The organism is Gemmatimonadales bacterium (assembly GCA_041390145.1).
Lineage (GTDB): Bacteria > Gemmatimonadota > Gemmatimonadetes > Gemmatimonadales > GWC2-71-9 > SPDF01.
Map to the genome: position 1 here is coordinate 223,713 of JAWKQM010000005.1, position 12,327 is coordinate 236,039.

Here is a 12,327-nt window from a genome sequence, read left to right on the forward strand (position 1 = left end):
TCCCAGCTCGGCCCTTGCAGCCCCGGAACGGTGTCCGGCCATGGGGCGGAATCTCGCACTCTGGCCCGTTGTCGGAGAGGTGAGAACGATGAGGGTGTTCTCCAGCTCCCCAGACGCCTCCAGAGCGGCCAGCGAGCCGACCGAGGATGCGGTCCATTTCCACGATGCAATCGCTGAACGACGTGCGGGTTATCGACCGCCCCGGCCCACTCCTCCGAGGGGTAGTTGTCGAAGGACAGCCGCGGGTCGCATGGTGAGAAGACCGTTGGGGCCGCCCTTCATCCGGTTGATGTGAAGTCGACGCTGTATTCCATCCAGCGACGGATGTGAGGGCCTGATGTAGGTCAGGTCAATCTCCCGGCCGTTCTCGCACGTGGTCCGGTCGGCTGTCGCACTGCACCTCCCGTGGATTGAACTTGTCGTCCATCAGCATGGCGTACTGGCGAAACGGCTAAGCGCCACCTCGGGGTTGAAGTACCTGTCCTGCCATTCGGTGTACATGTCGGAGACGCCGAGGAATCCCTGTAGTCGTCAAATTTCACGTTCTGGGAGAGAGCCGCGATTTTCCCCACGCCACTTCCCGACGCCCGGGTCATAGCCGAGCTTTTTCAGGACGCCGGGGAAAGTGACCGCGCTGTCCAGCCCGCCGGGTTCGCCGTACATCGGTGTCGTTGCTTCGTGGTGCAGCGGGTTCTGGCTTAAGGTGGATCGGGGCACGGGTCGGCGCAGGAGGGCGTCGAGGAGGTGGCGGAGGTCAGGAGCAAAGTCTGCTGGCCAGCCACTTCCCATCACCGGGGTTGCGTTCCCACGGCGACCCCGCCGCTGTTGAATCCGGGATCCAGCGCATCGACATGTCGTCCATTTGTAGCGATGAGGATGTTGGGCGCCTGCTGCAGGTAACATATGCGGCCAGCTTCTGGCGCGCCTCCCATCCTGTTTCGGGGTGCGGGACCACCGGGTACATATTCCGGGCAGGGGCCACGTCAGCCACGGTGATGTACTGCTCGGGGTGGTCGGGCCGCGCGCGGTAGTCGGGCTGTGGCGCTCCCGCGGGCATTCTGGGCGGCCAGGGTGGTGGCATGGGGCAGCGCGAGCAGCAACGCGAGGGCGCCGCGGCAGAGCAGGGGGAGCCGCGTCATGATCTTCCTTCTGGGGCGGGTCGATGAGACGGCGCCGGTCGGGGGGACCGGACGGGGTATCGACCAACGTTTCGCGCCGAGGGGGCGTTCGTCAACCCTTGGTCCAGACGCAAAAAACGGCCCCGCCACAGGTGGCGGGCCGCTGCGCCGACGCCGGAGGGGGCGACACCGCACGCTGGTCACCGAGCGACGGAAGGCCGATTCTGCCGCCGTTGATGGAGTCGTCTGCCGCGGGGCCGGGAGTAGGGTGCTTGGCCACGAAGACCGAGGGGGAGGCCCCGACGGGACCTCCCCCAATCCGTACCTGGCGACCGTACTCACTTCAGCTTGGCGGCCTGCAGCTCTTCCCAGGTCCAGGGGTGGTGCGGCTCGCGGTCGCTTTCCGACCGCTTTCGACTTCTTCCGCCGTCACCGGCGGCGCCGCATTGCCCCACGACGAGCGGACATAGGTCAGCGTGGTGGCGATGTCGTCGTCGCTGAACTGGCCCCACGCCGCCATCTGGCCGTTGTACGTGGTGCCGTGCACGGTCAGGGGACCCTGCAGGCCGTGCAGGACGGATCGCGATCGGCACCGGCGGGGCCATTGGCGATCTCGGAGCCGGCGAGCGGGGAAGGCGGTACGCCCATGCCATCCGCCTGGTGGCAGGTCTGGCATACGGCAAACTGGCCCTGCGCCACGGCCGCGGGGGCGGCCGCTGCGGCCGGGGGAGCGGCAGCGGGAGCTGCTTCTTCCTTCTTTTCGCCACCGCAGGCGGCGAGGACGAGGACGAGTGCACTGACGGCGGCGTTTCTGCTCAGGGAGGTCATCGGACTCTTTCCTTGGGTCTGGGTCAGGTGAGCCCGGAGGGGCTCGGCTCTTCCCGCGCCCACCCTGGTCTTGACTCGGGCCCGGGTGGGCAGCGGGAACGTACGACTCAAATATAAGCCGGGGCCTCTCCCGGTGGGGAACTGAGCCTCGGGAAACCTAGAATTCCACATTCACCCCGAGTGTCGGCAGCACACCCAGCGCCTCGTTGAACTCTTCCTGTTGCGTCCGTGCATTCCAGTAGGTGCCGGTCACGTTGGCCCGACCGAAGAGGTTCTGGATGTCGATATAGACATCGAGCTGCACCGACTGGAAGGACCAGCGCCGGTCGACGCGGATGTCGACGGCGCTGAAGGTGGGCAGCCGTGACTCGTTGTAGTAGGTGAAGTCCCGCTCTCCCTCCAGCGGACCGCTGGCGGCGAAGGGGGTGTACGGCAGCCCCGTGGCCACCCGGTACTTGCCGCTCACCTCCCACTTCGGGTTGAACCGCCACCCCGCCAGGAAGTTGCCGATGAACCGGGTCTCGAATCCCCCCGTGTAGTACACGCTGTCCACCCCGGCAAACTCGGATCGGTTGGCCGTCAGCGATACGAGCCCGTACAGCGGCACCGCGCTGAACTTCTTCTGTAGTTGCAGCTCGACCCCATAGCTCCGCCCGGTGCCGATGCTGCTCAGCGGCTCGAGCCCGGAGGGAATGTCCGAGGTCACGTCGTCGAATCCGGCCGGCTGGAGCACCGCCTCCGGCCGGTAGAGCCGCGCCGCGTAGTCCGTGTAGCGCTTGTAGTACACCTCCACCTGGCCCCGGAGGTCGGGGCGGAAGAGTCGCTCGTAGCCGACAATGCCCGTCGTGGCCCGGATCGGCTTCAGCCGGTCGATGTTGCCCGGATCGCCGACCAGCCAGATGAACGGTGGCGCCTGGTAGTACTGCCCGAGGCTCAGGTTGAGGGAGCCGGAGGAACCAATCGGGATGTTGGCTCCAAGCCGCGGCGCCACCCGGAACGCGTCGATGAACTCGTACCAGTCCCCGCGGAGCCCGGCGGTCAGCCGGACATTCCCCATGAACAGTGATGCTTGTGCGTAGGTGGCGTTCCGGAGCGCGGTGAAGGCGGTATCGACGGCGAGCGGCTGCGGCTGGTTGAGGCTGTCGGTCCGGTACTCGCCGGCGAGGAGCAGCTCGTAGTCGAGTTGATCGGCGATACGCAGCGTGTTGCCGAAGGTGACCTGCAGTCGCGGCGTGAACTGCCAGGCCAGTTCGGTCTTCAGACTATTGTCGCCCTCTTCCGACCGGTTGAGGTACACCGGTGCCAGGAGAGTGTCGTACTGGCTGGTCGAGAACCGGGTCCAGGTGCGGCCGAGCGTGGCCGTCAGGAGGCCCTTTGGCAGCGAGTAGTTCCAGGTCAGGCCGGTGAAGTAGCTCTTCTGATCCGGTGCAGCGATGCGGCTGTTGTCGAGCCGGTCGTCGGCAGTCGAGTCGTCCAGAATGATATTGTCCAGCGCCCCCACGGCAATCAGCGACAGTGAACTGCGGGCCCCGAACCGCTGAGTCAGCTTGACTTGCGCGTCCCAGTACTCGGGAATGAAGGAGAAGTCCGCGGCGCGAAACACCAGGTCGAGGTAGCTTCGCCGCACGCTGGCCAGGAAGGTGCCGTTCTTTCCCATCGGCCCTTCGCCGATGATGCCGAAGCCGGTGGCCGAGAGGTTCACCTCGCCGGCCAGCCGCTCGCTGTTGCCTTCACGCAAGGAGAAACTCTCCAGGGATGCCGTGCGGTCGCCGTACTGGACCCCAAAGCCGCCTGCGGAGAAGCTTGCCTCGCGGATGAAGTCGATGTTGAGAATCGTGAGCGGCCCGCCGGTGGAACCCTGGTTCCCGAAGTGATTGATGTTGGGGACCTCGAGCCCGTCGACGAGAAAGAGATTCTCGTACGGGGCGCCGCCACGCACGGCCAGATCGTTCCGTCCGCCGGTCGTGACCGCAACACCCGGGAAGAGCGCCACCGCCCGCACCACATCCTCCTGCGCTCCCGGCGCCCGACGCACGTCCTCGGCGCTCAGGCTGCCGCTGCTGGTGGCCGATTCGATATCGGGCTGGAAGTCGGGGGCGTCCACGACGATTTCCGTCACCTCCACGATGCGGGGCATGAGCCGAAGCTCGAGCTCAAGGGGCTTCCCGCTGCCGACCAGGATATCGGCCAGCACGACCGGTTCAAAGCCGATGGCGGTCGCCCGCACCCGCCAGGCCCCGACGGGAACGCTGTCGAGCAGGTATCGCCCGAGGTTCGTGGACATCCCTGCTCGTCCGGTGCCAAGCACCTCCACCCGGGCGCCCTCGATGCCGGCGCCGTTCTCGGTGCTGACCACGCGCCCCACGATCGACCCGGTGGGGGCGCGGGGTGCCTGCTGGGCGGCAAGGAGGCCTGGGAGAAGGGCGAGGAACAGGGCGAGGAAGCAACGATTCATCGTGACCATACCCCGCGGGAAGGAGGGTGGTTCCGCCGAAGCCGCGGTGCCCGGCTACCGCTCACGGCGCAGGTCCGCGCGATGCTTGGCCGCCGCCAAGCCAACCAGCAGCAGCGTCGCGACCAGGTAGCCGATCCGTGTCGCGTCGGTCGCCACGCCGTTCCACCCCGCGAAGTCGAGGCCCGGTGCCTGCGCGCCGTTGAGCACCAGGTAGAGGAAAAGGAGGAACACGCCCATGAACGCCTTCGGCGTGCGGGACAGGAACCCGAGCGCCGTCGCGAGGGACGCCATGAATCCGGCGGCAATGAGAAGGGAGAGCGCGGCACCTGGAGCACTGAGCGCAATCCGAAGCGCCGGCGGCAGGCAGAACAGCAGCGCCAGGAGCGACGCGCTCCCCATCTTGATCCAGGCGTAGGCCGATCGCATCCGCGGCATGCTGTAGACCATCCCGAGCGTGCCTGCCGCCCGGTCGCGCGTGGAGAGGTCCGCCAGCGCCACGGCAAGGATGATCGCGACCGCCAGCGGCACGGCATGGTGCACGGTGGTCTCGCTCCCGAAGATGGTGCCCGCCAGCACGCCGATCCATGCCACCGCGACCAACGGTGATTGGCCGAGCGTCATGACCGCCTCGGCGAGGACCGGCCGGAGGGTGGGCGGCGCGGCGGCCACGAGGAAGGCGCCGAGTGCGGAGACCGGGCGCGTCAGCGGCTTGAGCGCCTGCGAGAGCCGGGGGATCCAGCGTCCGCCCGACCCTTGGTCACGTCCACGCACCTTGGCCGGGTCGAATCGGTGAAAGAAGAGCCGGGCCACCAGCAGTACGGGGAACGCGAGCAATGCCGTCACGAGCCGGGGCAGAAGCAGTCCGGGAGAATGGGACAGGGTCGGCAGCAGCCAGGGATTGAGGCTTGGATCGAACGGGGTCATGCCGATGGCAATGCTGTTGGCGCCTGTGGCGGCGTTGACCTGACGGAGGACGAACCCGATACCCAGCACGTCGAGCAGCTGCCCGCTGCCGGCGTCCACACCCATGGCTCCCAGAGCCAGCAGGACGGTCCAGAGGAGGAAGTACGCGACGTCGCCGAAGCGGCCGGCGAGGAGCGGGACGCATTCGAAACAGAGGGCCAGCGCCGCGACGATGAGCACCGCCGGGCCGAGGATGACCAGGTAGGTGAGGAGATAGGTGATCGGCTCGAGTGGCCCCTCGCCGCGGAGCAGGTGCATCGCCATCACGTTCAGCAGGTAGAAGAGACCCACCATGCCGAGGTACGAGGCGGCGCCCAGCCACTTGCCCACGAGGAAGCGAGTGGAAGTGACTGGCGTGGCCGCGATGATCCCGCCGGTCCTGGCCAGCAGGTCGCGTCGAAGGGCATTGCTCGTCAGGTAGAAGCCCACGAAGGTGAGCAGGAACCCGGCGAGCGCGGCCGTCGTGGTCGCGATGACCTGGGAGGTGTACAGCGCCCGTGCGCCGTTGACCACCATCAGCGCCCGGCCGGAGGCAGGATCCGGGATGAGCATGTATGCCATCCCGGAGAGTGCGAGCACCAGCCAGAGCGTCGCGGGACGCCGGAGCCGGAGCTTCAGGTCGGTGAGGACGATCGAGCCGATCTGGCCTCGTGCCGGCGACACCTGTCTACGCCCCCGCCTGCATCAGGTGGACGAATGCGTCCTCGAGGTCAGGCTCCACCGTGCGGGCCGTCGAAAAGGGCTGCGCGTCGGCCACCACGCGCGCGTGAACGCCGTCCGTCTGCCGGACCGCGCGCGTCACCTTCAGCCGCCCTTTCACCTGTTCGTACTCGGCGGAGGGGACGACCGCCTCCCAGACCCGACCGCGCGCCGACTGCAGCAGCGTTTCGGGGGCGGCGCAGGTGACCAGCCGTCCCTCCCGCATCACCGCAATCGTGTCGGCAAGCGACTCCACGTCGGAGACGATGTGCGTGGAGAGGAGCACGAGCTTTCCCTGGCCGAGGTCGGTGAGGAGGTGTCTGAACCGCACCCGTTCCTCGGGGTCAAGGCCGGCGGTCGGTTCATCCACAATCAGGAGGGCAGGATCGTTGAGCAGCGCCTGGGCGATGCCAAGCCGCTGGCGCATGCCGCCGGAAAAGGTGGCGGCGGGGCGGTGGGCCACCGAATGCAAATTCACCGTCTCCAGCAGCTCGTCGACGCGGCTCCGGGAATGCACCCCCTTGAGCCCCGCGAAGTAACTCAGGAACTCGAAGGCGGTGAGGTTGTCATAGACGCCGAAATCCTGGGGCAGGTAGCCCAGCTGTCGGCGGAGCGTCTCCGGCTGCTTCAGGATGTCCACGCCCTGAAAGCTGATCTGGCCGTCGGTCGGTCGAGTGATGGTGGCGACCATCTGCATCAGCGTCGTCTTCCCTGCGCCGTTCGGACCGAGCAGGCCGACCACGCCGGCCTTGAGTTCCAGGGAAACGTCGTTGACGGCGGTGACACCGCCGGAGAAGCGCTTGGTGACGTGGGTGAGTGTGAGCATGTCGGAAACCTAACGGAGTTCCGCCCGCGCCTTCTTGGCGCTCCCGACGGCATACGTGCCGGCGCCCGCCACCACCAGCAACAGGCTCAATCCCACCACCTTGCCCACATACCGGCCCGGATGCGCTTCGCCTTCGGGTGGAATGGCCGCCAGGACAATGGAAATCAGCGATGTGGCCAATCCCATCACGCCGCAGAGTATGGCGACCGGCTTGCCGCCGGGTACGCGCATGACGTCCGGACCGGCGGGCTCCTGTTGCAGCCGAATCATCGCGGCGAACATCGTGAGGTAGGGGAGGAAGAAGGCGACGATGCCGAGGCTGACGAGAATCTCGTACGCCTTCTTGGGGGTTTCTCCCGCCTGGCCGAGGATGGCGCAGATGAGAGCGACGCCGGCCTGGAGCAGGAGCGCCACGTACGGCGTCCCGAAACGCGGGTGCACCTTCCCGAAAGCGCGGGGGAGGTAGTTGTCGATGCCGGCCACGAACGGCAATCGGGCCGGCGCCGCGAGCCAGGCGCTGACCCCGCCCAGCGTGCTCACGACGATCAGGAAGGCGGCGAGGGGTGCGAGGCCCGTCACCCCGAGCCGGGCGCCGGTGGCGGTGATGGCGTCCATGATGCCCGAGAGGCCGGTGACCTCGGCGCGGGGCACCGCGACCAGGATCGCCAGTGTGCCGAGGATGTACAGGGCCGCGATGACGACGCCGGCGATGGCGATTGCTCGCGGGATGGTCCGACGAGGATTCTCGATTTCCTCACCCATGAACGAACCGGCCTCGAGGCCGCTCAATCCGAACGCGATCGTGGCCCAGAAGATCAGGTCCTTGAGGCCGGTGCCGGGCAGGAGGCTCGCGGGTGTGATCGGCGTGGCGGAACCGTATTTCAGGCCGACAATCAGCCCCATGACGATCAGGATGGTCAGGGCGAGCCAGCTCGCGATGGCGCCGATGTTGTTCAGCCACTTGCCCACCTGGAGCCCGACGATGTTCAGCACCGTCGCGAGGGTGAGCCCGCCGAGCGCCACGGCGATGAAGTACGAGGGGCTCTCCTGCAGGTGCTGGAACCGGGCGCCGAAGAGGTAGAGCGCCGAGCTGGCCGTGAAGTAGAGCAGGCCCGGGAGATAGGTGAGGTTGGCACCCCAGTAGGTCCATCCCGTCATGAACCCCGTGAATTCGCCGAACGCCTGCTTGGTCCAGACGTAGATGCCGCCTTCGTCCGGATACCGCGACGAGAGTTCAAGGACCGTGAACGCCAGCGGGATGAACAGGGCCACGGCGGCGATGATCCACACCACCAGGGCGCTCGGGCCCGCCGCCGCAGCCACGGCCACCCACCGCATACCCACCACGGCCACTACATAGAAGAGCACCAGGTCGCGCAGGCGCAGGACGCGACGCAGTCCGGAAGGCTCGGACATCAGTGCTCCACGGGGATATGGTTGGGGGGACGGAGCGGACTCCGCAACCTAGTGCTTCCCCGGCAGCCCCGCCAGCACCACCACGGATGTTTGCCGAAGTCTTGTCACCGCAGTAGGTTACAACGTTGACTCGACCGCCGAACACGTCGCACTCCAGTGAAGGGAATGCATGTCCGCCGCGCGAACGACCCGAGGTCGCGACCTCAGGGCCCCGCAGCCCCCGGCCTCCCCGACCTATCGCGAGGTCGTCGATCCGGGTGATCGGGCGCTCCCCAAGGTGCACGCCCTCATCCGCCAGACCTTTCCGCCATACGAACTGGTTGGGCGGAGCGAGTGGCGCGCGTCGTTGCGGGAGCGGGCGGCGGGGCTCTGGTCCGACAGCCGCTGGCACCTCGTGATTGCGGAACACAGGGGCGCCGTCATCGGGGTGGCGAGCGGGACCTATCTCGGCAATGTCAACGTCGGTGTGGTCGGATACCTTGCGGTGTCACCGGCGGCTCGCGGATTCGGCGTGGGACCGAAGCTGCGCGGGAAGCTGCGTTCCATCTTTCGGGAGGACGCCAAGGAAATCACCGGTGAAACGCTTGATGCCGTGATCGGGGAGGTCCGCCGCGACAACCCCTGGCTTCGTCGACTCGTCCGCAGCGATACCGTGCTCGCCCTCGATTTCACCTACTTCCAGCCCCGACTCCGGCCGAGTGACCGGCCCGTTCCCCTCGTGCTCTATTACGAAGGGATCGCGGAGGTGCGCCAGCGCCTGCCTGCCGCCCGGGTCCGCACGATCCTGTACAGCGTCTGGCGGAGGATCTATCGCGTGCCGCGGCCGATGGCGCACGGCGCGTTTCGACGCATGCTTCACGACCTTGATGGCCGCACGTCCATTGGCGAGATCAAGCTCAGCGACCTTCCGCCCCCCGTGAAGTCCCCCAACCATTGATCGCGCCCCGCCCATTCGCCCGGGTTCCCGCCGGAGGCTCTCATGCGTGACCAATTTGTCCTGATCCTCGATTCACTGCAGAATTCCTGGTACCAGGTGGCGGCGTTCACGCCCCGGCTGCTGGTCGCCCTCCTGCTCATGATCGTGGGCTGGCTGCTCGCCCGCGGGGCGGAGTGGGTCACCATCCGGGTGCTCAGGAAGGTCCGTGTCGAGGAGGCGGCGGAGCACACGGGGCTCGACGATTTCCTGTTGCGCGGTGGTGTACGCTTCACGGTGGTGACCCTGATCGGTCGGACCATCTACTGGGGCATCCTGCTGATGTTCTCGCTGGCGATGTTCAACCTCCTGGGCCTCACGATGGGTGACGACCTGATGGCGCGCCTGGTGGGCTATGTGCCCAACGTCGTCGCCGGGATGATCGTACTGGTCTTCGGATCGTTGGGAGCCCGGTTCGTCCGGGGGCTGGTCGAGGCCTATCTCAACAACGTCGGCGTCAAGGAGGCGAGCAGTCTCGGCGTTCTCGTCTATGGGGCGTTGCTCGGCTTCGTCTGCATCCTGGCGCTCGAACAACTGGGTATCGACGTCAGCCTGCTCGCCTCGGCCTTCCAGCTCGCGTTCGGCGGCCTCTGCCTCGGGCTTGCCCTCGCGTTCGGGCTCGGTGGCCGGGCCTGGGCGGAATCCATTCTCGACAGGACCAGGAACAACAAACGATGATCATCGACTGTCACGTTCACCTCAACAACTATGAGGTGCACGATACCCCGACCCTGGACGCCTGCCTCGACAAGCTCGAACTCGAGATGCGGCGCAACCGCATCGACCAGGCCCTGGTGCTCACCTCGTATACCGTGACCCCGGGGCGCCCCGCCACGCGCACCGTGGTCGAGGCCGTCCGCGACAAGCCGTACCTGACGGTCATTGCGGGGCTCGACTACACGAAATTCCAGCCCGACGACCTGGCGGAAATCGGCGAGTACGTGAAGTCCGGCAAGGTGCGGGGGCTCAAACTCTACCCTGGCTACCAGCCGTTCTACCCGCTCGACCCCAAGTGGACGCCGGCTTACGAATTTGCGGCGGAGCACAAGATCCCGGTGATGATCCACAGCGGCGACACCTACTCGCCGAAGGGAAAGCTCAAGTACTCCCACCCGCTCAACGTGGACGAAGTGGCGGTGGAGTTTCCCGCCGTCAATTTCCTCATCTGCCACCTCGGCAACCCGTGGATCCGGGACTGCATGGAAGTGGTGTACAAGAACGCGAACGTGTACACTGACATGTCGGGGCTGACCCTGGGAGAGTTCGAGGACCGGTTCGAGGTGTTCCTGCGGAAGCAGGTCTCGGAAATGCTCAGCTACGGGGTGGAGCCGGATGCGCTGCTCTACGGGACGGACTGGCCGATTTCATCGATGGGCTCCTACCTCGACTTCATGAAGGAACTCGCCATCCCGCAGAAGGAGCGTCGGTTGGTGATGGCCGACAATGCGATCGAGCTCTACGGGCTCGATCCGGACAACAGCCTGCTGAAGACGGGGCGGCGGTAGGCAGCGGCCTCCGCCTCGGGGCCGCCACGCCGGTCTGCCGGTACGCAGGTCTGAATTGTTCCGCCACAGGGAGCACGTTCACCTCGGCAGAGGAGGTCTTGTGTTCCGTCCCCAACATTGGATCCTCGTACTCGTCCTGGTCGCCGGCCTGTCCAGCCCCGCCGCCGCCGACCCGCTCACCGACCTGGCCCGTGCCTACGTGGCCGGCCGGACGTCGGGGGTGACTCCCGCCGCTGCCACGGCCCTGCCCAGTTACGCCCGGCAAACAGGTCTGGCCTGCAGCGCCTGCCACTACCAGTTCCTGGCGCTGACCCCGTTCGGCCGACAGTTCAAGCTGAATGGCTACGTGATGACCACGCGCCCGCTCATCCACGAGGGCGACAGTGCCAACGGCGGCAAGCTCGACCTCAGCCCCACCTCGCTCTTGTCGGCCATGCTCACCGCAGGCGTGACTCACCTCAATGAGCCGCTGCCTGACACACAGAACGACGCCGTCGCCATGCCGCAGGAGCTGGGCCTCTTCCTCGCCGGACAGGTCTCCTCCAAGGTCGGGCTCTTTTCCCAGATCACGTATGCGGGCGCGGACGGCTCGATCGGTCTCGATAACGTGGACGTGCGCTACGCCAACCACACCAACGGCGGTATGCCGATCGTGTACGGCGTCACCCTGAACAACAACCCCACCGTACAGGATCTCTGGAACACGACGCCGGCGTGGGGCTATCCATTCATCAGCTCCGATGCCGCTCCCGGAGCCGCGGCCGCACCGGTCATCGACGGCGCCTTCAGCCAAAACTCCCTCGGTCTCGGCGCCTACACGATGGTCAACGAGCTGCTCTACGCCGAAGTCTCGGTGTACCGCTCTGCGATTCAGGGGCAGGCGGCCCCCGACGCGGCGAGCGGAGCGATCAGCGGTGTCGCACCCTACTGGCGGCTTGCCCTCCAGAAGGACTTTGGCGAGAAGTACCTCATGCTCGGGACCTTCGGGATGTACGCCAGCGTGTATCCGGACGTGCTGAGCGGCCCCACCAACGCCTATACCGACATCGGGGTGGATGCCCAGTTCGAGACTCCGCTGGGGAAGGGCAACCTGGTTGCGCGGGGCAGCTACATCCACGAGGCCCAGACCCTCGACGCGTACGTCGAGTCCGGCGATGCCACTACCGCCAGTAACAATCTCTCGACCTTCAAGCTCAACGCGACCTACTATCCCAGCCAGAAGATCGGGCTCACGGCGGGGTACTTCTCGACGACGGGGTCGACCGACCCGGCGCTCTATCCCGCCGATCCGGTGGAGGGCAGCGCGAACGGCAGTCCGAAGACGGACGGGTTTATCGGTGAGTTCGACTACAACCCGTGGGAGAACACCCGGCTGGGATTGCAGTACACGGGATATGGCAACTTCAACGGGGGCAGCACCAACTACGATGGCTCGGGGCGGGACGCGTCAGGCAACGACACGCTCTTTCTCTTCGTGTGGCTGGCCTTCTAGTACCGGGCCGACATGCCTGGTCTGACAAGGTGGCGGGAATATATTCCCGCCA

The 12,327-nt window shown here is 66.5% G+C and carries 10 protein-coding genes; 4 read left to right on the forward strand and 6 right to left on the reverse strand.

Annotated elements, in window-relative coordinates; translation table 11 throughout:
• Nucleotides 1–1,461: 1,461 nt before the first annotated feature.
• From R2910_05990 to R2910_06015, 6 genes are all read right to left on the reverse strand, one after another.
• Complete coding sequence (locus tag R2910_05990; protein ID MEZ4412516.1) at nt 1,462–1,665, reverse strand: hypothetical protein; 204 nt, start codon at nt 1,663–1,665, stop codon at nt 1,462–1,464.
• A gap of 2 nt (nt 1,666–1,667) precedes the next feature.
• Nucleotides 1,668–1,946 carry a hypothetical protein gene (locus R2910_05995; protein ID MEZ4412517.1) on the reverse strand — a complete coding sequence of 93 codons (279 nt, stop codon included), beginning with the start codon at nt 1,944–1,946 and terminating at the stop codon, nt 1,668–1,670.
• 157 nt (nt 1,947–2,103) lie between these two features.
• Nucleotides 2,104–4,401, reverse strand: coding sequence for a TonB-dependent receptor (locus R2910_06000; GenBank protein MEZ4412518.1), 2,298 nt, complete (start codon nt 4,399–4,401; stop codon nt 2,104–2,106).
• Nucleotides 4,402–4,455: 54 nt separating this feature from the next.
• Nucleotides 4,456–6,027 carry a hypothetical protein gene (locus R2910_06005; protein MEZ4412519.1) on the reverse strand — a complete coding sequence of 524 codons (1,572 nt, stop codon included), beginning with the start codon at nt 6,025–6,027 and terminating at the stop codon, nt 4,456–4,458.
• Between the two features lie 4 nt (nt 6,028–6,031).
• Nucleotides 6,032–6,889 (reverse strand): ABC transporter ATP-binding protein, encoded by an 858-nt coding sequence (locus tag R2910_06010; GenBank protein MEZ4412520.1) that lies wholly within the window; start codon nt 6,887–6,889, stop codon nt 6,032–6,034.
• A 9-nt stretch (nt 6,890–6,898) separates the two neighbouring features.
• On the reverse strand, nt 6,899–8,305 hold the full coding sequence (locus R2910_06015; protein MEZ4412521.1) for an APC family permease: 1,407 nt from the start codon (nt 8,303–8,305) through the stop codon (nt 6,899–6,901).
• Between the two features lie 169 nt (nt 8,306–8,474).
• On the opposite strand from R2910_06015, the gene R2910_06020 reads away from it, so the two are divergent.
• From R2910_06020 to R2910_06035, 4 genes are all read left to right on the forward strand, one after another.
• Nucleotides 8,475–9,242, forward strand: coding sequence for a GNAT family N-acetyltransferase (locus R2910_06020; protein MEZ4412522.1), 768 nt, complete (start codon nt 8,475–8,477; stop codon nt 9,240–9,242).
• A gap of 42 nt (nt 9,243–9,284) precedes the next feature.
• Nucleotides 9,285–9,956, forward strand: coding sequence for a hypothetical protein (locus tag R2910_06025; protein ID MEZ4412523.1), 672 nt, complete (start codon nt 9,285–9,287; stop codon nt 9,954–9,956).
• Nucleotides 9,953–10,783, forward strand: a complete 831-nt coding sequence (locus tag R2910_06030; protein MEZ4412524.1) for an amidohydrolase family protein — start codon at nt 9,953–9,955, stop codon at nt 10,781–10,783. The genes R2910_06025 and R2910_06030 overlap by 4 nt, the downstream gene beginning before the upstream one ends.
• Before the next feature lie 100 nt (nt 10,784–10,883).
• Nucleotides 10,884–12,275 (forward strand): hypothetical protein, encoded by a 1,392-nt coding sequence (locus R2910_06035; protein MEZ4412525.1) that lies wholly within the window; start codon nt 10,884–10,886, stop codon nt 12,273–12,275.
• Nucleotides 12,276–12,327 lie beyond the last annotated feature (52 nt).